Annotated in this window: 18 protein-coding genes and 1 pseudogene; 7 read left to right on the plus strand and 12 right to left on the minus strand. The window is 64.7% G+C overall.

Translation table 11 applies throughout. The features are described from left to right. A partial coding sequence (locus tag ACXAHG_RS14790; RefSeq protein ID WP_475058476.1) for a putative Ig domain-containing protein occupies positions 1 to 1,929 on the plus strand: 1,929 nt, incomplete at its 5' end. A 652-nt stretch (positions 1,930 to 2,581) separates the two neighbouring features. On the opposite strand, the gene ACXAHG_RS14795 is transcribed toward ACXAHG_RS14790, so the two are convergent. From ACXAHG_RS14795 to ACXAHG_RS14805, 3 genes and pseudogenes are all read right to left on the minus strand, one after another. Continuing rightward, positions 2,582 to 3,514, minus strand: a complete 933-nt coding sequence (locus ACXAHG_RS14795; protein ID WP_475058479.1) for a hypothetical protein — start codon at positions 3,512 to 3,514, stop codon at positions 2,582 to 2,584. Positions 3,515 to 3,536: 22 nt separating this feature from the next. Continuing rightward, positions 3,537 to 3,854 (minus strand): transposase family protein, encoded by a 318-nt coding sequence (locus ACXAHG_RS14800; RefSeq protein ID WP_475058482.1) that lies wholly within the window; start codon positions 3,852 to 3,854, stop codon positions 3,537 to 3,539. A gap of 6 nt (positions 3,855 to 3,860) precedes the next feature. Continuing rightward, a pseudogene (locus ACXAHG_RS14805) lies at positions 3,861 to 4,316 on the minus strand (hypothetical protein); the annotation flags it as partial. A gap of 770 nt (positions 4,317 to 5,086) precedes the next feature. Here ACXAHG_RS14805 and ACXAHG_RS14810 point away from each other — a divergent pair. The 6 genes from ACXAHG_RS14810 (at position 5,087) to ACXAHG_RS14835 (ending at position 11,538) form a co-directional block, all read left to right on the plus strand. Then, positions 5,087 to 7,900: a [protein-PII] uridylyltransferase family protein gene (locus ACXAHG_RS14810; protein WP_475058485.1), complete on the plus strand. Its 2,814-nt coding sequence runs from the start codon at positions 5,087 to 5,089 to the stop codon at positions 7,898 to 7,900. Continuing rightward, positions 7,881 to 8,153 carry a hypothetical protein gene (locus ACXAHG_RS14815; RefSeq protein ID WP_475058487.1) on the plus strand — a complete coding sequence of 91 codons (273 nt, stop codon included), beginning with the start codon at positions 7,881 to 7,883 and terminating at the stop codon, positions 8,151 to 8,153. The genes ACXAHG_RS14810 and ACXAHG_RS14815 overlap by 20 nt, the downstream gene beginning before the upstream one ends. Positions 8,154 to 8,349: 196 nt before the next feature. Then, positions 8,350 to 9,018, plus strand: coding sequence for a DUF6778 family protein (locus ACXAHG_RS14820; protein WP_475058490.1), 669 nt, complete (start codon positions 8,350 to 8,352; stop codon positions 9,016 to 9,018). Between the two features lie 81 nt (positions 9,019 to 9,099). Further along, positions 9,100 to 10,314 carry an RSP_2647 family RNA methyltransferase gene (locus ACXAHG_RS14825; protein WP_475058493.1) on the plus strand — a complete coding sequence of 405 codons (1,215 nt, stop codon included), beginning with the start codon at positions 9,100 to 9,102 and terminating at the stop codon, positions 10,312 to 10,314. Between the two features lie 7 nt (positions 10,315 to 10,321). Further along, positions 10,322 to 10,870 (plus strand): RSP_2648 family PIN domain-containing protein, encoded by a 549-nt coding sequence (locus tag ACXAHG_RS14830; protein WP_475043751.1) that lies wholly within the window; start codon positions 10,322 to 10,324, stop codon positions 10,868 to 10,870. 185 nt (positions 10,871 to 11,055) lie between these two features. Beyond that, entirely contained in the window at positions 11,056 to 11,538 is a 483-nt protein-coding gene (locus tag ACXAHG_RS14835; protein WP_475043750.1) for a hypothetical protein, read from the plus strand. A 98-nt stretch (positions 11,539 to 11,636) separates the two neighbouring features. On the opposite strand, the gene ACXAHG_RS14840 is transcribed toward ACXAHG_RS14835, so the two are convergent. From ACXAHG_RS14840 to ACXAHG_RS14880, 9 genes are all read right to left on the minus strand, one after another. Further along, on the minus strand, positions 11,637 to 12,323 hold the full coding sequence (locus ACXAHG_RS14840; RefSeq protein WP_475043749.1) for a M48 family metallopeptidase: 687 nt from the start codon (positions 12,321 to 12,323) through the stop codon (positions 11,637 to 11,639). Between the two features lie 31 nt (positions 12,324 to 12,354). Beyond that, positions 12,355 to 13,797: an HD-GYP domain-containing protein gene (locus ACXAHG_RS14845; RefSeq protein WP_475058495.1), complete on the minus strand. Its 1,443-nt coding sequence runs from the start codon at positions 13,795 to 13,797 to the stop codon at positions 12,355 to 12,357. A gap of 165 nt (positions 13,798 to 13,962) precedes the next feature. Then, positions 13,963 to 14,226: a cell division topological specificity factor MinE gene (gene minE, locus ACXAHG_RS14850; protein ID WP_475043746.1), complete on the minus strand. Its 264-nt coding sequence runs from the start codon at positions 14,224 to 14,226 to the stop codon at positions 13,963 to 13,965. A gap of 4 nt (positions 14,227 to 14,230) precedes the next feature. Beyond that, positions 14,231 to 15,079 (minus strand): septum site-determining protein MinD, encoded by an 849-nt coding sequence (gene minD / locus ACXAHG_RS14855; RefSeq protein WP_475043745.1) that lies wholly within the window; start codon positions 15,077 to 15,079, stop codon positions 14,231 to 14,233. 25 nt (positions 15,080 to 15,104) lie between these two features. Next, positions 15,105 to 15,869, minus strand: a complete 765-nt coding sequence (minC, locus tag ACXAHG_RS14860) for a septum site-determining protein MinC (RefSeq protein ID WP_475058497.1) — start codon at positions 15,867 to 15,869, stop codon at positions 15,105 to 15,107. A 210-nt stretch (positions 15,870 to 16,079) separates the two neighbouring features. Beyond that, complete coding sequence (locus ACXAHG_RS14865; protein WP_475058500.1) at positions 16,080 to 17,516, minus strand: alkaline phosphatase D family protein; 1,437 nt, start codon at positions 17,514 to 17,516, stop codon at positions 16,080 to 16,082. A 262-nt stretch (positions 17,517 to 17,778) separates the two neighbouring features. Next, positions 17,779 to 18,963 (minus strand): vWA domain-containing protein, encoded by a 1,185-nt coding sequence (locus ACXAHG_RS14870; RefSeq protein WP_475058503.1) that lies wholly within the window; start codon positions 18,961 to 18,963, stop codon positions 17,779 to 17,781. A gap of 19 nt (positions 18,964 to 18,982) precedes the next feature. Then, on the minus strand, positions 18,983 to 19,150 hold the full coding sequence (locus ACXAHG_RS14875) for a hypothetical protein (protein ID WP_475043739.1): 168 nt from the start codon (positions 19,148 to 19,150) through the stop codon (positions 18,983 to 18,985). 52 nt (positions 19,151 to 19,202) lie between these two features. Further along, complete coding sequence (locus ACXAHG_RS14880; RefSeq protein ID WP_475058585.1) at positions 19,203 to 20,582, minus strand: DUF2927 domain-containing protein; 1,380 nt, start codon at positions 20,580 to 20,582, stop codon at positions 19,203 to 19,205. Between the last annotated feature and the right edge of the window lie 134 nt (positions 20,583 to 20,716).

Below are 20,716 nucleotides of genomic sequence, written 5' to 3' on the forward strand. Positions count from 1 at the left end.
CTGCTGGCGGATGAGGTGCTGGACACCAGCGGCAACGCCGCCGCGGCAGACGCGGCGCTGGACAGCTTCACCGTCGATCTGTCAGTGCCGCCGGATATCACACCGCCAGAGGTTCAATCATCCTCGGCGCCTAACTTGGGCGCAGCACAAGATGGCAGCACAGAAACACAGATCACGGTTGTCTACTCAGATGATGAGGCATTAGACGTTTCAAGCATTGATACTGGCAACATCACGGTGACCGGCCCGGGCGGCCCGCTGACGGTGAGCGAAGTCAGCCTTGATACAGGCAGCGACGGCACGCCGCGCACCGCGACCTACACGGTGGACGCCCCCGGCAGCACCTGGGACTTCACTGACAACGGAAGCTACACCGTAGCCCTGCTGGCGGGTGAAGTCCTGGACACAAGCGGAAACGCCGCAGCGGCAAATACCTCCCTCACCAGTTTCACCGCGGCACTGCCGGATGACGGGCAGCCCCCAGTGACCAGCGACGGCCATTTCAACGGCGTGGGGGCGGGGTCCGGATTCCGCTACAAGATCCAGATTGAGGACCTCGGCGGTGCCGGGGTGGCGCAGATCCGCGGCGGGTCAAACGATGCCTTCGTGTTTGTTGAGAGCGGCGCGCCGAACGACAACAATACTCTGGAGCAAGGCGACGGGTACTTTGTGTTTACAAATGATATTCCGGGCGCCGTCAGCGATGTCGAGGACACGGGCCTGACCAATGACACTAGCATCGTCAACAACCCCTTTGCCCGAAACGGGGACAATCAGCTGGTCTACCGCATCATGGTCCCGGAGGAACAGGCCGGTGAAGCCTTCAACTGGCGGTTCCGGGTCACCCGCGATGAACTGAACTTTTCCGGGCCGAACGCTATTAGAAACGACCAGCAGAATGATCTGCGTTTCAATGTTGTTTCAGTTGCCGACCCTTCAGTCACGCTAGGGGATCTGCGGCCGAATGGTGCCGGGGAAGATGGCGACTTCAACCAGGGCTTTGCCCGGGTTGTGAATGCCAACAACTCTGGTGCCTTCGGCAACAACATGAGCGCGATTGCAGAAAGCAGCGGCGACAATCAGGTCGTTTTCCCGGAAGCGGGTCTCTATGACGTGATTATTGCCGGCCGCAGCGTTGGGCTGCACATCGACTACTTCGAAATCTACCGCGATGGCAGCAACCCGAGCGCGAGCGGGGCGAGTTCTGCGTTTACCGCTCTCAACAGCACGTCTCCCACCGTCGCGAACCCTATTCTGGATGCCCGGCTCGAACCGGGTGACTCACTCGATATCACCGGCAACTTCGGCGATGTGGACGGGGACAGCCTCACCTATACCGCAGATACGCTGCCGTCTGGCGTTTCCTTTGCCAATGGTGAATTCGACGTCTCCCCAGGCGCACCGCCATCGGGTGGAACGTCCATTACCGTGACCGCCACAGACGACGATCTGAACTCTGCATCAGACACATTTGTCTTTACCGTCACGGAGCCGGGCGGGGCTGACGATCCGCCGGATCTGTTCCGCGTTGAAGCAGAAGACCTTGTGCTGACGACGGAGGACCTGACTGTTGAAAGCAACCCGCTTGCCTCTGGCGGAGAGCTGATCAAGGCGACAGACGATTTGCTTCAGATCGCGACATATCTGTTCGACGAGATCTCCGGGTTCTACGAGTTCCACTTCGGCATCTTCGACGAAAACGACGGGCAGTCGGAACTCTCCGTGCTGGTGAACGGCGGTTTGGCCGGGTCGGTAAACTTCGATGCGGATGCTGGTGGCAGCACGGCCTCGCCCGACAGCTTCAGGGTGGCGTCTGTGGACAACATCGCCTTGAACACTGGCGACCTGGTGTCGTTCGAAATCAACAGGGATGGCAACGAGCCGGCGCGCTTCGACTATTTCGAAGTCGATTTCGATGGCTTCCTGTAGGGGATGCCGGGCGCGCGCGGAGTGGTGCCGATAACTTCGGTGCTGATGCTTTCGCTACACCGGGGGAGCAGTTTCGTGCGTGCCGGAGTGGGCGCAATGTTCCTTATGGTGTGAAGGCACTGCAAAATGGGAGGGGCTGAACAGGGGAAGACCACCTTCGATCCAGCCTAAATTGCCCTTAGTTCTGTTTGAGCCGCGGTTCTTCCATATGGTGCTGTTTTTTATGAGCTAATCCTGCTCTGGATAGCGTTCGCAGATTTTTGGGGCTAGTTCCACGTTCGTGAACGTGGTCTCAGGAACCGGCCCGCCGCCGCTCCCGCGTTAAAACTCCATTTTACGGGTCTTTCAGGGGTATTCGGGAGTTTGCAATGGGAAGTGTCCCGGATTTGTCTTCAGGCGCCATAACGGCCGTTTTGCTGAGTATTGAAGGACAACCGCTCCGGGCCTCGTTCCTGGTTGAAACCTGCCTAAAATCTTTCTTTTGGGGCACTATCCAAGTTCTTCCAGGTTTATCCGGCCTCTTCCGGTTACTGCAATATGAAGTGTCTCCTAGCAGAGTAACGGCTGTTGCACGGACGCCCGGGGCGGCTGCCAACTCGCTCAGCGGATCACGTTGTAACGGGACCGGGCAGGTGGTCTCATAAACACATTGCTAGAAAAACTGATCACTTTCCACACCGCCCACGACAATGGTGACCTCCGCGGAATTGCTGTTGCCGTAGACGTCTTCGAAGCTGTAGCTGAAACGGTCCTCGGCCGTTTCACCTTTGGCAAGGGATCTAATGTCTCCGGCGGCGGTCGGGTCATACAACAGTATCCCCAGCTCCGCTTCGTAGGTCAGCCCGGCTCCCAGCTCGCTGGTCCCGCCTTCCAGGCGGAATACAAAACCTTCGGCGTCAAGAAGAACATCGTTGGCCAGGAGGTCCAGAATGTCAATTTCCGTGATCCCGTCCTCACAGGCAAAGAACGCATCCGTTTCATTGCCTTCAAGGTCGTAGATCCGCCCGGCGACGTCATAGGTCTGGCCGCCCTCCCTTTGCTCGCTGCTCCAAGAGATCATAAAGCTTCCGCCGCCGATCACGGTGATGTTCATGTCCCATTGCTGATCGCCGGTCTCCTGATTGACCAGGAACGTCTCTGTCGCGGCGGTGCCGTCGGAATTGTAGATCCGGGCGAAAATGTCATGCTGGTAGTGTCCCGAAACATAATCTTCCGCCGGGTAGGTATGCCATGCCACGACAAATTGCCCGTTCGGCAGATACTGCACGTCATTGTACATCTCGAAGTGGCGGGCATCCTGGTAGCCGGAAATTTCGAACTGTTCGACGGCAACGGACCCGTCCGGATTGTAGATCTTGCCGTGCAGATAGGAAACGCCGTCGTTGCCGGTGCCATCCCGGTGTTTCCAGGTCACCACGATGTTTCCGTCGTCATTCACCGAGAGGTTCGGCTGGATGTCCGATCCGGCCAGGTTTTCGGCGTTCACCCGGACCGGTTCAATGGTTTCTGCGCCGGCCGTGTTGTACCCGCCGAGCCAAACTTCGCCGTCTTCAACCCAGACTGCACAGAAAGAGCCATCTGGCATGACGCTGAAACGGCTTTTTGCATCAGCCGAGCGAGGGAATTCGCTGCGTGAACAGCCAGTTAATCCCCACCAGAGGTATCAACAGCTGAGCGGGCATCAGGCTGACCGGGCTGCCTTGTGCCGCCGGCCAGGAGAACCGGTCACGTTTCAGCCGCCTTTCGAACCAGAGCAAATCCCAGCGGTCCCACCCTTGGCGGATCTCACCGGAGGTCCGGCGAACGCCAATTGCGCTCTGCTGCAGCTGCGAAAGGCTATCAGGTGCCAATGGCTGGCATGGGCTTTTTACGTTGTATAACTCCGCATCGCCGCCGCCCTGAGACGGTCTGGTGTCTGGACGCATTGAGTTTCAGAGCCAGCAGATGACCGGTGCAGCCAGATCGATGGCGGAGAGAAACACCTTTGGGCATCCACTGCCGGCAGGCAACGCAAAGCATCGCCGAGAGGGGCTGTAACATGTTGCGACGGGCCGCCAGTCTTTCAGCCTGCCGGGCATGACCTGGCATCACTGCCCGGCAGTGCATTGCACAGCAATGCCGCGAGTGGGGCGGTTGCGGCGGCGTTTGCTGTATCTGACCTGCTTCTTCCGATCAGGGATGCATGCGCGTATCCCTTTGTCGTTCAATGCTTCTCTGAACCAGCCGGCGCCGCAGCCTTTATCGCCAAGGAGCCACTTCACCTTCGGCAAGCTGCTTAGCAGTACCCATGCTCCAATGTACCCGCTGACTCGCCCGGCGGCGACGAACAGTCTGAGCGGCCGGCTCTGGCTGTTACAGATGGCATGCTGCTTAGAGTTCATGCTGCCTGCTTTCAGTTGAATTGATCCTCGGATCAAATCCTGAGTTCGTCTAATCCCGTCAGATATGGATTGCTTGCAGAGTCTGAGAAATACAGTTGCCAGGCAATAGTGCGTGAATGTTTCTAAGTTGTTAATTTTGAATTGTTATTCTTGCTCTTGGAGATGTTCCGTAATTTATTGGGCCGGTTCCAAATTCGGGAACCTGATGCCAGCAGGCCTCCTGCTGCCGCATTTGCGTCAAAACCCTGTTTTACGGGCCTTTCAAGCGTGTTTAAGAGTTTGCAACGGAAGGTGTCCCAGATTTGCCTTCAAGCAACATATCGGCCGTTTTGCCGGGTACTGAAGAGCAAACGCTCTGGGCCTCATTCCATGTTCAAGCCCTCTTAAAACCCTCTTTTTTGGCCCCAACCGGGTACATCCGGCCGCTTCCGGCTACTGTAAGATCAAGTGTCTCCTAACACAGACCATGTTTCACGCCGGTTCAGGAGGGGATGCGCGGTTATGCTCCGGTTGCCTGGCCGGAGAATGGGGAACTGCAACGCGGAAACCGCTGCTGCCGGAACCGGTCTGAAACCACTGAGCCGGCCGGGCATCCCCAGGAAACAAAACACTCTTTACTTCGAAACGGCTCCGCAACGGGAGCATAACCGTAGAACTAAAGGTACATTCTAATTGAATTTTTACCTATTCGGGTATTCCTGACCTAAGGTAAACCTATGCGGCAGCGCGGCAATTCAGCCATTGACGCGCATTGGCCCGCGGCACAGTCTCTGGCCATGACAACTGCCTTGAAGATTTCCCGCATCCCCCGCCCATTTGACCCGGAACTCGGCGCGGAAGGCCGCGCATTGGTGCCGGAACTGTCTGGCGGTCTGGCAGATCTGGTGGCGGGGGCCTGCGGCTCCAGCCCCTATCTGAAGGAATTAACCGCGCGTGAGGCCGGTTGGCTGCCGGAGGCGCTGGAGGATCCGGACGCCGCCTTGCAGCGTGTTTTCGCGGACTGCCGCTCGCTGGACGCCGCGCAGCTGAAACCGGGCCTGCGCCAGGCCAAGCGGCGGCTGGCGCTTCTGACCGCGCTTTGCGATCTCTCGGGCGGCTGGAGCCTGGAGCAGGTGACGGGCGCGCTGACCGATTTCGGGGCATTGTGCGCAGATGTGGCAATCAAGGCGGAGATCGCCACTCTGATCCGCCGCAAGAAGCTGCCGGGCCTCACGGAGAACGATGTGGAAACCGCAGGCGGCCTCACCATTCTGGCGATGGGAAAGATGGGCGCGCATGAGCTGAACTACAGCTCTGACATCGACCTCATTTGCCTTTTCGACGAAACCCGTTTCGACCCGGATGACTTCTATGAGGCGCGCCAGGGCATGGTGCGCGCCACCAAGAACATGTGCGCCGCCCTCAGCGACCGGACTGGCGACGGCTATGTGTTCCGGACCGACCTGCGGCTGCGCCCGGACCCGGCGGTGACCCCCGTGTGCCTGGCGATGGAAGCGGCGGAGCGCTACTACGAAAGCCTGGGCCGCACCTGGGAGCGCGCCGCCTATATCAAGGCGCGCCCCTGCGCAGGCGACATTGCGGCGGGGGAGCGGTTCCTGAATACCCTCCGCCCCTTTGTGTGGCGGCGGCATCTGGACTTTGCCGCGATCCAGGACGCCCACGACATCCGCCTGCGCATCCGCGAGAACAAGGGCACCGGCGGCGCCTTGAACGTGCCGGGCCACGATATGAAGCTGGGCCGCGGCGGCATCCGCGAGATCGAGTTCTTCACCCAGACCCGGCAGCTGATCGCCGGCGGGCGTGACGAGGATCTGCGCCTGCGCGGAACGGTTGAGGGGCTGGCGGCACTGGCCGGCAAGGGCTGGGTGCCGCCGGACGCGGCCGAAACCCTCAGCGCCCACTACCGCGCGCACCGCGAGGTCGAGCACCGCATCCAGATGGTGCATGACGCTCAGACCCACAAGATGCCCAAGTCCGAAGACGGCATCGCCCGCATCGCCTGCCTGATGGACCGCGATCCGGCAGAGCTGCAGTCCGAAATCAGGTCCCGCCTGGAAGAGGTGCATGAGCTGACCGAGGGGTTTTTCTCCCCCGGTGCCGGTGCAGGCCCGGCGCCTGCAGCGCTGCCGGAAGACACGGCAGAGCTGGACGGCGCCATCATCGCCCGCTGGCCCACCTATCCGGCGCTGCGCACCAGCCGCGGCGCGCAGATCTTTGAACGGCTCAAGCCGGAACTGCTGTCGCGCGTCGCCAAAACCGCCAAGCCCGCGGAAACGCTGGTGGCGCTGGACGGCTTCCTGGCGGGCCTGCCCGCCGGGGTGCAGCTGTTTTCGCTGTTCGGCGCCAATCCGCATCTGATCGACCTTTTGATCGACATTGCGGGCACCTCGCGGGAGCTGGCCAGCTTCCTGTCGCGCAACTCGGGCGTCTTTGACGCGGTGATCGGCGGCTCCTTCTTTGATCTCTGGCCCGGTGCGGGCAAGCTGAAGGCCGAACTTGCCGGCCGCCTGGCCCAGGAAAGCGATTATGAGGCCCGGCTCGACGCCACCCGCCGCTGGTGCAAGGAATGGCATTTCCGGATCGGCGTGCATCACCTGCGCGGACTGATCGACGGCCAGCAGGCGGGCGCGCAATATGCTGAACTGGCCGAAGTGGTGATCGCCGGCCTGACGCCAGAAGTGGTGGCGCATTTCGCGCAAAAGCATGGGAACCCGCCGGGGCGCGGCGCGGCCGTGCTGGCAATGGGCTCGATGGGGGCAGGGCAGATCAACTCGCAGTCCGACCTTGATGTGATCGTGATCTACGACCCGGGCCAGGCGGAAATGTCCGACGGCAAACGCCCTCTGGCGACGCGGCCCTATTTCGCCCGCATGACCCAGGCGCTGGTCACGGCGCTGTCGGCGCCGATGGCCCAGGGCAAGCTCTACGAGGTCGACATGCGCCTGCGCCCGTCGGGGACGCAAGGCCCCGTGGCCGTCAGCCTTGCCGGCTTCACCCATTACCAGCAGAACGAGGCCTGGACCTGGGAGCACCTTGCCCTGACCCGCGCCCGGGTGATCGTGGGGCAGACCGGCTTGGCAACTGAGATCGAGGGCTTCCGCGCCAGTTTCCTCAGCCAGCCGCGCGACCGCGGCAAGGTGCTGCAGGAGGTCGCCCAGATGCGCGCGCGCCTGGCTGCGGCCAAGGCCCCGGCCGGGGTTTGGGATGCCAAGAACGGGCCGGGACGGATGATGGATATTGAATTGATCTCCCAGGCCGGCACGCTGACCTCAGCTTCGGTGGCGCGTGATGTGGCGGCAGGATTGCGCGGGGCTGTCGCTGCCGGATGGCTGAGTGACGCGGACGCAGAATACCTGGCCGCCAGTTACCGTCTATTCTGGTCCGTGCAATGCGCAGCGCGGCTGCTGTCCGCCAAGCCGATCACGGCGGACACCATCGGCGAGGGCGGCGCGCAGTTCCTCTGCCGCACCACCGGATATGCCCGGCTGGATGCGCTGGAGCAGGAGCTGCAGGCCCGCTACAGCCGCTGTGGCGCGCTGATTGCACAGGCCTTGGAAAGGGAAGGGGCGCATGAAGAAGGGCAGCACTGAACAGGACCCGCGCGGTCTGATCTATGAATCCTACCGCATCGAGGGCATCACCGATGCCCAATGCCGCAGCATTTTTTTTGACTGGGCTCTGGGCATGGATGCGGCCCGGGACAGCCGCGCCGATATCCAGGTCCTGCTGGATACCTACGGCAGCGCCAATCCGGATCACCCGATGACAACGGTGCTGCGCGACGGGCTGGCCGGTTCCGAAAAACCGCGGCGCCGCGGCGGCTGGCGCTCGCGCGACCGCTAGGGTCAGGATCCTAGGGGCGGCAGTTTGGCAGGGGGCGGCAGAGGCAAAAGTTAGCTGCCCGTCAACATTCGTTAAATTTTCGCTAAATTGGACTTAAATTGTCCCATTTCTGCCCGGATTGACCGGCACCTTGCTGTTGACCCCGCCTGCTGGACCCTCACCCGGCAGCGGCTGCAAAACGGTAAGGAGCAGAGTCATGAACATCTTCCGCGGCCTCGCGCTTGTCTCTTTCGGATTGCTGGCCTCCGCCTGCGCACAGGTGGATGTGGCCTCGCGCAACCTGCCGTTTGAACCGGTTCCGGATGCCGCGGTCAGCGTGCCCGACGGTTACGAAAGCCTGCCTCAGATCGACCCGGTTCCGGCCCTGCGCGTCAGCAGTGTCACCGTCGATGTGCCGCGTGCGCTCAGCGTGTCGGAGGCCAACAGCTACCTGCCCAAGGGCGATATTGTCTGGCGCGAAGACCCCTATGGCGACCGCCACGCCCAGGTGCAGGCCATCGTGCAGCGCGCGATGGTGGCTGGCAGCACCGGTCTGGATGGCCCGATCGGCGCCGACCTGCACATCGAGCTGCAGCGCTTTCACGCTCTAACCCAAAAGGCGCGCTATACCACCGGCGGCATTCACGCCATTACCTTCAAGATGCGCCTCACCGATCCGGCCACCGGCGCGCTGCTGCGCCCGGAAAAGGTAATTGATGCCGATCTCAAGGCCTTTGGCGGCGCCCGCGCCCTGGAAGCCATGTCCCGCGGCCAGACCCAGAAGGTGCGCATCACCGGCCACCTGGCCAATGTGATCCGCCAGGAACTGACCAAACCCGGCAGCTATCAGAACCCCCGCCTGGGCCTGCTGCAGGCGCTGCAATAAACCGGCGGGCGGCCGGAAACTTCTGCGAAAGGGGCCAAGCGGCCCCTTTTCCTGTTCGGGGCTTAAGGCTAAGAGACACTCATGACAGCCTCCTCCGATGCGCCCCAGCGCCCCCGCGTGAAAATGAAGCCCAAATCCAACGCCCGCGCCATCCGGCACGGGTTTCCCTGGGTCTACGCCAACGAACTGGTCACCGACCGCCGCACCCGCAAGCTGGCGCCCGGCACCCTGGCGGTGCTGGAGGATGAGGCGCAAACGCCCCTGGGGCTGGTCTCGGTCAATCCCGGAAGCAAGATCATCGCCCGGATGCTCGACCGCGACCCGGAGGCTGTGATTGATCAGGCGTGGTTTGCTGCCCGCCTGAACCGCGCGCAGGACATGCGCGAGCGGCTCTATGGTGCGCCCTTCTACCGGCTGGTCCATGCGGAATCCGACGGGTTGCCCGGTGTGGTGATCGACCGTTTCGGCGCGGCTTGCGTGGTGCAGCCCAACGCCGCCTGGGCGGAGGCGCATCTGGACATGCTCGCCGCCGCTCTGGCCGAGGTAACCGGCGCGGAGGTGATCCTGAAAAACGCATCCGGCCGCACCCGGTCCTTGGAAGGGCTGGACGATGTGAACCAGACCCTGCTGGGTGAGGCCCCGGCCGCACCGGTGCCGGTCATGATGAACGGTGCCACCTATATGGCCGACCTCACCGGCGGCCAGAAAACCGGGCTGTTCTTCGACCAGCGCGAAAACCACGCTTTTGCCGCGCGCCTCACCGCGCCGGGTGCCAAAGTACTGGATGTGTTCTCCCATGTCGGGGGCTTTGGCCTGGCGATGCTGGCGGGCGGGGCAGGGGCAGCCACCTGCGTCGACGGCTCCGCCGCGGCGCTGGAACTGGCGGCCCAGGGGGCTGCGGCTGCCGGCGTCCAGGACCGTTTCACTGCCCGCCAGGGCGACGCTTTTGAGGTGCTGGCCGCACTGGGGCAGGAGGGCGAGACCTTCGACGTGGTGATCTGCGACCCGCCCGCATTCGCCCCCTCGAAACAGGCGCTGGAGGCGGGCTTGCGTGCCTATGAACGGGTCGCCAAACTGGCCGCCCCTCTGGTGAAACCCGGCGGTTATCTCGGCCTTTGCTCCTGCTCGCATGCCGCCGATCTCACCCGCTTCCGCAACGCCTCGGCCCGCGGCATCGGCAAGGGCGGCCGCCGGGCTGCGCTGATCCACACCGGATACGCAGGCCCCGACCACCCGCAGCTGCCGCAGCTGGCCGAAAGCGGCTATCTGAAGGCTGTGTTTTTCCGGCTGGACTGACGCGCCCGTGAAGCTGCTCCTGGATACCTGCGTTCTCTACCCGACAGTTATGCGGGAGATGCTGCTGGGCGCAGCGCGCCTTGGCCAATTCACCCCGCTCTGGTCCGCCCGCATCCTGGGGGAGTGGGAGCGCGCCGCACTGAAACTCGGCCCCGCAGGCGCGGCGCAGGCCGCGGCAGAGATTGCCCTGATCCGCGCGCGCTGGCCCAAGGCCGAAGTACCCGCCGCACCGGCGGTTGAGGCCCGCCTCTGGCTGCCCGACAGCGCCGACACCCATGTGCTGGCCGCCGCGATCTCGGGCCACGCCGACGCCATCGTGACCGTCAACAACAAGGACTTTCCGCGCCACACCCTGGCCGAGGAAGGGCTGCAGCGCCTTGGCCCCGACGAGGTGCTCTATGGCTTCTGGCTGCAGGATAGCGCCGGTATGGAGGCTCTGGGGGCAGAGGTGCTGGCCGAGGCCAACCGTCTGTCGGGCGGCAGCTGGGAAATCCGCCCGCTGCTGAAGAAAGCTCGCCTGCCCAGGCTCGCCAAGGCGCTGGCCTCCGCACCCTGATGCTGCCAGAGCCAAGGGCTGTCCGGCGCCGCAGCGCGTCAACTGGATCACACCTTGGGGTTTAGTTCCGATTTGCAGCACAGCAGGCTGGCCCGCCGTATAAACCCGTATTAGCAATATGAAAAATGAGCGGGGCAAGGCGCCCCGCTTGGATATTTCAGTTCCACGGCCCGGGGAGGTCTGCCATGCTCCGCAAGCTTCGTTACAGCGCGTCATCATCCAAGCCGCCGCTCCGGGCCGGGACCGCTGCCGCACTTGCCGCCGCGCTGACGGTTTCTGCCTGCGGGCCGGCCATCGGCCCCTCGGTGCCTGCGCAGCCGGGCAAATCGATTGCCGAAGCCCGCGAGGCGATGCGCGCCTGCGCACCGCGCGCACCCAAGGGCGGCAAGGACGCGGTGACCGGCAGCTATGTCGCCAGCGTGCTGTGGGGCGGGCTGGTCATCGGGCCGGCCATCATCGCCGCAAACGAAGAGGGGATCCGCGCCAACGGCCAGCGCCGCGCGGTTGACAAATGCCTGAACGATCAGGGCTACAGCCGCCGCGAGCTGACCGGCGAAGAAGTCCGTTTCCTGAATGCACTGGACGGCTATCAGCGGCAGATCTTCCTGGACTACATGGTCGAGGGCGGCACGCTGCAAGGGTTCAAACAGGAATACGACGTACATTAACACCGCACCTCTGGCAGCGCGGCCTGCGGTTTCATCTTTCCTGAAATACTCCGGGGAGTTTGAGGGGCCGGCCCCTCAACTCTGCCGCAGCCGCAATCTCAGCCCTTGGCCCATTTCGCTTCCAGCCGCTCCAGCGCGGCGATGCGCTCTTCGGTCTTGGGGTGGCTCATCAGCCAGGCCGGCGCCATGCCCGCGCGCGCCTGGGTCAGTTCCTCAAGCTTGGCAAACAGGCTTTTCTGCGGTGCCAGGCCGATGCCCGCCTTGGTCAGCAGCGCGGCGGCATATTCATCCGCCTCATATTCATCCCCGCGCGACAGCCGGGCGGCCAGCAGGCCGGTCAAGACCCCGGCAATCCACGGTCCGATAAAGGGGATGTAGCGGCCCAGGATCATCATCAGCGCGGTGCGCAGCGCGTTCTGTCCGGAGAAATCGATCATCCGTTTCTTCGCGTGCCCCAGCGCCACATGTCCCAGCTCATGCGCAATGACAGAGGCCATTTCCTCAGCACTCACCTCGCCGTTCTGGTATTTGCGGTAAAAGCCGCGGGTGATGAAGATCCGCCCGTCCGGCGCTGCCAGCCCGTTCACCGGGTCGACCTCATAGATATGCACCGGAATGCGGGCGATCCCCAAGGCGGCCGCCAGCCGGTCGGTCAGCCCCTTCAGCCGCGCATCCGCCAGCTCGGTCGAACGCTGGTCCAGCTCGCGGTGGGTGCGCCAGACAGAAATCCGGTACATCACAAGGCCATAAAGAACGGCCAGCAGGATCGGGGCAAGGCGCAGCATGTCTCAGATATGGGGGCTGGCGGGGCCGGGCTCAAGCGGTTTTTGCGGGCAATACGCTTTCCAGCTCCGGCTCGGTACCCAGGCTGTCCCGGCTGGAGGGCCAGCCGCTGGATGTGACCGCATCCTGCAGGGCGGCATAACATTCGGGATCAATGCCGGGGCCTGCCAGATCATCCATGATGGCATAGGTCTGTTCCAGCGGCAGCGCCGCGCGGTAGGGGCGGTCGGCGGTCAGCGCGTCAAAGATGTCGGCCACCGCCATGATCCGCATGTCCGTGGTCAGCTGCTCTGCGATCATGCCATAGGGGTAGCCCTTTCCATCCAGCCGTTCATGATGGGCGGCGCTGACATCCGCCAGTTCCTGAAAGGCGGCAATCCGACTCAGCACCTCATGGCCCAGCACCGGATGCAGCTTCATCTGCGCAAACTCCGCATCGGTCATCTTGCCTGGCTTGTCCAGGATGGTGTTGGAAATCCCCAGCTTGCCGATGTCATGCAGCAACGCCCCCCGCACCATCCAGCGCCGCCGTTCCGGCGTGTATCCCAGCTGGCCGCAGATCAGCCCGGTATAGCGCGCCACCCGCTGGGAATGGCCATGAGTAAAGGGGCTCTTGGCGTCGATCACCTGCGAAAAGGCGCGGGCGATCTCATCCAGGTAGTCCTCGTCCACCGGCTGGATGTGGCGGGCCTGCGGGGTGGCAAAGACCTCTGCCTCCAGCCCCGGATCCTGCAACGCTGCGGCAAATCCGGGCTGGCGGATCAGCGCGGTGAAGACCGGCACCAGGTCCGGATCGAACCAGCTGCCCGCGCGCTGCTCCAGTTCCGCTGCGGCGGCCTCTGCCCCCAGCGAGACGGTGAACACATCCGTTACCTGCGCCATCAGCGCGATCCGGGCAAACAGCGGGATCGCCGCGCCCTTCAGCGCCAGCGGCTGGCCGCCGCCGTCCCAATGCTCATCCAGGGACGCGATGCCCTCTGCCACGGCCTCGGAGAACCGCATTTGCCGGGCAATCGCTGCGCCGCGGTTGCAGCGGGTCTCGATCAGCTCCCCGGCCAGCTGATCGTTCTTTGCGATCACATGGCCCAGCGTCTTCAGCTTTTGCAGCGGGCTGGCCCCCAGCGCGGTGTTGCGCAGCAGGAATTCCACCCCCTGGCGGGCGCCGCTGACGGTCTTGAAGTTGCGTTTGAAGGACAGATCGTCGGTCAGATACAGCTGGCAGATCCGCGCCGCATTGGAGCTGCAGCCCAGGTCCTTCATCAGCAGGGTGAAATAGAGATCCGAGCGCGCCTGCGCCGCCAGCCCCAGCTCTGCCGCTGCCTGCATGCCGATCCAGCAGCAGCGCACGCAGTGGCCCTTGGGCTGGCCCTCGGTCAGATCCAGCGCATGGCTGAGCGCGCCCAGCAATTCGCCCAGCTGCAGTGTGTCCCGGGGCGCGGCGGCTTCCGGGCGGGGCGGGAGGTTTTGAACGGTCATGGGCCTTCTGCGGAAAAATGCGGAAGGCCCATGACACCACGGGCCGGATTAACCGGCCCTTACTCCGGCGCGGGTCGGGGTGGGGACTGTGCGCCGGAATTTAGATAAATTGCCGGGGCTGCCCGGAGGCAGATCCGGCGGGCCGCGGCCAGCGCCGGGCCAGGATCAGTTCAGCCCCTGCTTGCCAGGGAACTCGATGTTGATCTCCAGGCTCGACAACTCATCGCCGCGCTCCATGCGGATGTCGATGGCTTCATCGCCGATCTGCATGTGGCGGCGGATCACCTCAAGGATTTCACGCTGCAGCTGCGGCAGGCAATCGGGGCGGGCGCCGCCGCTGCCGCTGCGCTCATGCGCCAGCAGGATCTGCAGCCGTTCCTTGGCTGTATTGGCCGAGGCTTTGCGGGGGCGGAGGGAAAATCCGAACATGCGCCTATACCGCCCGGCCGAACAGCCGCTGCAGGAAGCCGCGGCGCGGGTCAGCGGCAATCCGCATCTCAATCTGCTCGCCAATCAGCCGGCCCACCGCATCCTCATAGGCAGCGGCGGCCGCCGAGGGGTCATCCAGCACCACTGGCACACCCAGGTTGGAGGCGCGCAGCACCGCTTTGCTTTCGGGAATAATCCCCAGAAGCGGCACCGCCAGAACCTCCAGCACGTCCTCTACCGTCATCATCTCGCCGCTGTCGACGCGGGCCTTGTCGTGGCGGGTGATCAATACCTGCGCCTTTACCGGCTCGGCGCCGGTTCTGCCGGCCCGCTCGGTAATGCTGTTCAACAGCCCCAGCACCCGGTCGCTGTCGCGCACAGAGGATACTTCGGGGTTGGTCACCACAATCGCCTCGTCGGCGAAATGCATCGCCATCTGGGCGCCGCGCTCAATGCCTGCGGGGCTGTCGCAGATGATGTAGTCGAACTCCTGGCGCAGCTCCTCCAGCACTTTTTCAACCCCTTCCCGGGTCAGCGCATCCTTGTCGCGGGTCTGCGAGGTGGGCAGCACTGCCAGGTTCTCCAGCCGCCGGTCGCGGATCAGCGCCTGCTTCAGCTTGGCGTCGCCGTGAATGACGTTGATGAAGTCAAAGACCACCCGGCGCTCGCAGCCCATGATCATGTCCAGGTTGCGTAATCCGACGTCAAAGTCGATCACCACCGTCTTGTGGCCGCGCCGCGCCAGTTCGGCGCCCACTGCGGCGGATGTCGTGGTTTTGCCGACGCCGCCTTTGCCCGAGGTGACCACGATCACCCGGCCCAGCGGCTCCTCCAGTTTCAGGTCCTTGCTCATTGTCCTGCCTTCCTTGCCCCGGCGCTCATCCCAGGGCTTCCACACTTAGCCGCCCGTCCTGCAGGAACACCTGCACCGGACGGTTCAAAAGCTCCGGCTCCAAATTCTCGCTTGTCCTGTACAGCCCGGCGACTGCCAGCAGCTCCGCATCCAGGCTGCGGCAGAAAATCCGCGCCTCCTCGTCGCCCTCGGCGCCGGCCATGGCGCGTCCGCGCAGGGGGCCATAGACATGGATGCTGCCGCGCGCGATCAGCTCTGCGCCAGAGCTGACCGGGCCGACCACCACCAGATCGCCGCCCTCTGCCACCACCGTCTGGCCGGAGCGCACCGGCCGGGTGATCAGCCTGTTCTGCGGCGGGCGCAGTTTCTTGGGCAGCTCCCGGCGGGGGCCGGGCCGCGTCTGCCCTTCGGTGTTCAGCGGCGCGTCCTTGCCGCTGGCCAGATGGATCAGCCCGGCATCCTCTGCCGCCGCGGCCTGCGCGGGCGAGGCATTCTGCACCCCGAAAACCGCCAGCCCGCGGCTGCGCAGGCTGTCGGCCAGCGCCCGCAGTTCTGCCGGGCGGCTCAGCCCCGGCGCTTGCGCCAGATCCAGGATCACCGGCGCGCCGTCAAAGAAATGCGGGCTCCAGCGCAGCTGCGCGTCCAGTGCTGCATAAAACGCCTGGTCCAGCGGCCCGTCCTCCGGGCGCAGGGCAACAGCGGTGAAATAGCGGCCGCGGATCTGGAACGGCTTGACGCTTGCGGCAGGCGCGCTGCCACGGGGGGATATGTCTTGATGCGGCACGCTCACGCGATGCTCCTGCTCGGGAAATGCGGCTTTGGGGCCGCCTGTTTTCCTCTTGCGTAGCGTCAGGCAGGCTGCCCGTTCAACCGCGCTGCCTCCGCCTCGGCGGACATGCGCCGGAAGCCGCGGCGGGCGGCGGAATTCCGCGGGGGAACCGCCTGCGGCTGCAGGCAGAAAGGGGCGGGGCGGCGGCAATCCGCCTGTCCCATAAGCCGCCTAGAGCGGCAGCGGCGCAGAGCGGCCGGAGGTCTCGAACTCCCAGGCAGCAGTCCACGCCGCGCCATTGCGCTCCAGCACCAGGTAGTTGCGCTCTGCCGCATAGCGGTGCGGCTGGCCGGGGATCCTGCGGATGCGGATGGGATGGCCCGGCAGCGGCGCGTCGCCCAGCCACGAAAGCAGCCCCAGCGCCCGCGCCCAGGCCTTGGGCGGCGCACGGTGGGATATGCCGGAGGCCACCAGCTGGTGTAATGTCTTGCCGCCGCCCAGGTCCATCTCGCCCCGGGTGGCCAGGTGGATTTCACCCGATACCGCAGTGACCTGCTGGCCGTCCCGCGCCGCCATGTCCCGCACCAGCCGCAGCATCCGCCGCCAGGACGCCCGGTGCGCCCGGCTTTGCCATTGGTCGCGCAGGTCGTCCTCGTATTTCTGCATCTTCGGGATCAGCACCATCAGCAGCTCCAGAAGCGACAGCCGCGGCCCCAGCAGCGGGACACTCGACACCAGCAGGGTGCGGCCGGGCGCCGGGCGTTCAGCCTCAGCCTTCATCATCCGCCAGCCGCCGCGTGCCATCACCCGCCGCCGGCTGCGCTCGGAGCGCAGGTCGGGCGCCAGCAGGCGCAGACCCGGTGCCTCGACACACCAGCCCAGATGGGTGCCCGCCGGGTCGCCAAAGCGTGCGGGCAAATCACCGTCGCAGCAGCCGTGCTGGAACAGCAGCGCCGCCTGTCGCGCCGCTGCAAACAGCGTCTGCCCCACAGGCGAATAGGTGCGCGAGCGCGGCAAGGACCCCCAGCCGTCGCAGATGTCATGGTCGTCCCATTGCATCAGCGACGGCACCCGCGCCGCAAGCCAGGCAAATTCCGGGGCGCCGTAAACCGCCAGGTAGCGCTGCAGGAAACGCTCCCGCAAATGGCGGTGCAGGCTGGCCAGATCCTCGCGCGAAGGGTCGCGCGGAACGCGGCCCGGCCAGTCCCGGCTGAGGGGGTGGCCCTCCGTCACCTCATCGGCATAGATCTGATCGCCGCCATGCAGCAGCAGCGAAAACGGCCGCTCTGCGTGTTCCGCGCCCATCCTTGCCCACATGGCGTTGCGCTCCGGCCCATCGCGCTCCATATCGCCGTGCTCCTCCCCGTTGCAGGAGGCAAAGGCAATCCGCATGCCGGCGCCAAAACCGCCAGCAACGGCGAAGGCCTGGCCATTCCAGCGGTATTCGGACGGGCCATCCGCAGGCAGCGCAAAGCGGGCCCGCAGCACGCTGGCCTCCGCATATTCTGCCAGGCAAGCGGGCCGGATATCGCAGCCGTTGACGGTCAGGGGCGGCACAGGCCGGCCCTTGGGCGCAATGAACAGCGCTGCAAGCTGCATCTGGCCGTCGCGGATCCCGTCCAGGATCAGCACCGGGCCGGTTATGGTTCCGGGGGACTGACTGCTCATGAGTGAAAGAGCTAAGGTTTCAGGTGCTTGCAATCAAGTGCTCTGTCCGCAGCCAGCGCCGCCAAAGGGACGCTCCCGCCCGTTTGGCCTGCATTGGAAATGCCGGCCGCCCGGTTGGGCCCGGCACCGGACCCGGTGGTCCGGCGCGCATTCTGCCTGCCCCTGGCAGGCAGAATGCCATGCCCAAGGCTGCCAGGGAGCAGCGCCGCCAGCCGCGGCACCCGCAGGCGCGGGAGCCCCCCGGCGGTCTGAGAAAAACCGCCTAGCGCGACAGCTCGCGCATACCGCGTTCCAGACCGTCCAGGGTCATCGGCACCATCCGGTTCTCGAAAATCTCCCGGATCATGCCGATCGAATGGGTGTAGTCCCAGAATTTCTCCGGCACCGGGTTGATCCACAGGTGCGCTGCCCAGGCCTCCCGCGCCCGCTGCAGCCAGACTTGGCCCGCTTCTTCGTTCCAATGCTCATTGGCGCCGCCGGGATAGGCGATCTCATAAGGGCTCATCGATGCATCGCCCACAAAGATGCATTTGTAATCCGGCCCGTAGGTGCGCAGCACCTCATGGGTCGGGATCTTCTCGTTCCAGCGCCGCCGGTTGTCGCGCCACACACCCTCATAGAGGCAATTGTGGAAGTAATAGTATTCCAGATGCTTGAACTCGGCCCGCGCAGCCGAGAACAGCTCTTCCACCACCTGAATATGCGGGTCCATTGAGCCGCCCACATCCAGAAACAGCAGCACCTTAACCGCATTGTGCCGCTCCGGCCGGGTCTTCACGTCCAGATAGCCGTGCTCGGCGGTGGAGCGGATGGTGCCGTCCAGATCCAGCTCCTCCTGCGCCCCCTCGCGCACCCAGCGGCGCAGCCGTTTCAGCGCCACCTTGATGTTGCGGGTGCCCAGCTCGACATCGCCATCGAGGTTCTTGAACTCGCGCTTGTCCCAGACCTTGACCGCACGCTGGTGGCGGCTCTTGTCCTGGCCGATGCGCACGCCCTCGGGGTTATAGCCATAGGCGCCAAAGGGCGAGGTGCCCGCGGTGCCGATCCACTTGTTGCCGCCCTGATGGCGGCCCTGCTGCTCCTTCAGCCGCTCCTTCAGTGTCTCCATCAGCCTGTCAAAGCCGCCAAGCGCCTCGATCTCTGCCTTTTCCTCCGCGCTCAGATGCTTTTCGGCCATCTTGCGCAGCCATTCCTCGGGAATGTCCACCGCCTCCATCACAGCCTCAGCCGGGATCGCCTCCAGCCCTTCGAAGGTGGCGGCAAAGGCGCGGTCGAACTTGTCGATGTTGCGTTCATCCTTCACCATCGCCGCGCGGGCGAGGAAGTAGAACGCCTCGATATCATAGGTCGCCAGCCCCGCCTTCATGCCTTCGAGAAAGGTCAGATACTCGCGCAAGCTGACTGGAATGGACGCCTGGCGCAGGTTTTCAAAGAAGGGCTGGAACATCGCGGGCCTCTGACTGCAGTTACGCCAGCACCCGGTGGGTCAAAATGGTTGCCAGCAGGCCGAGAATACCAAAAACAATGGCATAGACAGCCCCGTATTGCAGCATGTCCAGGGTGTTGCCGCCACGTTTGCGGGCCTTCAGCGCACCGGTGAGGGCGCCCAGCAGCACGGCAATGATTACGATCATGGTCTTATCCGTCTCTTGTCACAACAGGCTCAGGCGGCTGCGCGCCGCCGGGTCAGGGGGCAGAGGGGCGCAGCGCGGCAACCTCCTCCAGCCGGGCCTCGACGACCCAATCCGGGCCAAACCCGTAACGCGCCCAACCCAGGCTGTCCAGCCTGACCCGGCGCGCTTCGACGGTACGGTCCTCCAGATCCAGGGCCTCTGCCTGCAGCATCAGCAGGGTCGACAGCAGTGAGGCGTTTTCATGCCCGGCTGCCGCGGAAATGGCCGGTGCCAGCCGGGCCAGCGCCGCCGCGCCGTCGCCGGTTGCCACCTCATAGGCCGCCAGCTGCACCGCCAGTTTGGCCTGATGGATGCCGGTGCCGGGGATCTCCTTCAGGAACCGCTGCGCCGTCAGGAAATGCTGCAGCGCCTGCTCCGGCTCGCGGATGTGCAGCATCCGGCCCAGCGTGTAATGGCTCAGCGCCCGGCGGTGATCCTGCCAGCCCAGGTCGCGGGCAATGGCGGCGGCGCGGTTGGCGGCGCGCAGCCGCTCCCGCAGCGCGGCCTGCGGTCCCAGCGCTTGCTCAAAGGCGGCGGCCCAGGCCCGGGGCGTCGCGGGCAGGGGATTGCTGCGGCGGCTGCTGCCGCGCGGGTTGAGCCGCGCCAGCACTGCGGGCAGGCGGGCAGCGACCTGCTCGCGGGTCATGCCGGTCTTCAGCTCCGGCGCATAGGTCGCGCGCAGGATCAGCATGTCGAACCCGGTCAGCACCGCGTGGATATTGTCGTCATTGAAGATCGAATCCGGCAGCCGGTACAGGTCATTCAGCGGGCCGATGGCCTGCGCTAGCTCCTCGTGCAGGCAGTCGCGCACCTCCTGCGGGCTGGTGTCATTGGGGATGAAGACCGCCAGCTTCTCACGGCTGCGCAGCAGCGACCAATTGGTGCGCGGGCTGCGGCGGTTGCGCCGGAACTCCGCCAGGGAGGAGACATTGGGCACCACAAAACAGGCTGCCTTGGGCAGGGCGCGGCGGATCTCCGCGCGGGAGACCGATTGGATGGTGATATAGGCGCCGCCGCCGGAGACGCGGCGGATGTCAATGCCGGCCTCGCCCCGCAAGCGCGTCAGCAGCGAGGTCAGATCGCGGTTGAACCCGGGCGCCGGTTCGCCGGTCACCTGCAGGGTGATCGGGGTCTCGAAACGGGTGAACTGGGGCAGGGCGCTGCCGCCCTCCAGCCGGAAATGCAGGTCCAGGAAATCGCGGGCAATCTCGGCGTTGGCGCGTTGCGGCGGCGCCGGGCGGCTGTTTGTGAAGACTTTGACCGGCGGCAGCGCCAGCTGTGCCGGCGCGGCGCGGGTCGGGGCCTCGGTGCGCTGCGGCGGCGCGGTGCAGGCAGCCAGCACGGCCAATACCGCTGCCGCGGCTGCCCTGTGCAGCGCGCGCGGCCCGCGCAGGCCGGGCCATCGGACGGTGCGGGTAGAAACCGGGGCGGTGTCAGCGGGCAAGCGGGCGTCTCCTCTCAGCCCGGGCTGTGCTGCCCGGCTCACTTTCCTCTGATAGGGGAATGCGGCAGCAATTTGAAGCGAAA

The sequence above is a fragment of the Leisingera sp. ABD4_442 genome, from assembly GCF_056160905.1.

Excerpts from the sequence above, each read along its gene's own strand:
- ACXAHG_RS14795 (WP_475058479.1), bottom strand. The coding sequence starts at position 3,514 with ATGCCAGATGGCTCTTTCTGTGCAGTCTGGGTTGAAGACGGCGAAGTT.
- ACXAHG_RS14800 (WP_475058482.1), bottom strand. The coding sequence starts at position 3,854 with ATGCGTCCAGACACCAGACCGTCTCAGGGCGGCGGCGATGCGGAGTTA.
- ACXAHG_RS14810 (WP_475058485.1), top strand. The coding sequence starts at position 5,087 with ATGACAACTGCCTTGAAGATTTCCCGCATCCCCCGCCCATTTGACCCG.
- ACXAHG_RS14815 (WP_475058487.1), top strand. The coding sequence starts at position 7,881 with ATGAAGAAGGGCAGCACTGAACAGGACCCGCGCGGTCTGATCTATGAA.
- ACXAHG_RS14820 (WP_475058490.1), top strand. The coding sequence starts at position 8,350 with ATGAACATCTTCCGCGGCCTCGCGCTTGTCTCTTTCGGATTGCTGGCC.
- ACXAHG_RS14825 (WP_475058493.1), top strand. The coding sequence starts at position 9,100 with ATGACAGCCTCCTCCGATGCGCCCCAGCGCCCCCGCGTGAAAATGAAG.
- ACXAHG_RS14835 (WP_475043750.1), top strand. The coding sequence starts at position 11,056 with ATGCTCCGCAAGCTTCGTTACAGCGCGTCATCATCCAAGCCGCCGCTC.
- ACXAHG_RS14840 (WP_475043749.1), bottom strand. The coding sequence starts at position 12,323 with ATGCTGCGCCTTGCCCCGATCCTGCTGGCCGTTCTTTATGGCCTTGTG.
- ACXAHG_RS14845 (WP_475058495.1), bottom strand. The coding sequence starts at position 13,797 with ATGACCGTTCAAAACCTCCCGCCCCGCCCGGAAGCCGCCGCGCCCCGG.
- minE (WP_475043746.1), bottom strand. The coding sequence starts at position 14,226 with ATGTTCGGATTTTCCCTCCGCCCCCGCAAAGCCTCGGCCAATACAGCC.
- minD (WP_475043745.1), bottom strand. The coding sequence starts at position 15,079 with ATGAGCAAGGACCTGAAACTGGAGGAGCCGCTGGGCCGGGTGATCGTG.
- ACXAHG_RS14865 (WP_475058500.1), bottom strand. The coding sequence starts at position 17,516 with ATGAGCAGTCAGTCCCCCGGAACCATAACCGGCCCGGTGCTGATCCTG.
- ACXAHG_RS14870 (WP_475058503.1), bottom strand. The coding sequence starts at position 18,963 with ATGTTCCAGCCCTTCTTTGAAAACCTGCGCCAGGCGTCCATTCCAGTC.
- ACXAHG_RS14875 (WP_475043739.1), bottom strand. The coding sequence starts at position 19,150 with ATGATCGTAATCATTGCCGTGCTGCTGGGCGCCCTCACCGGTGCGCTG.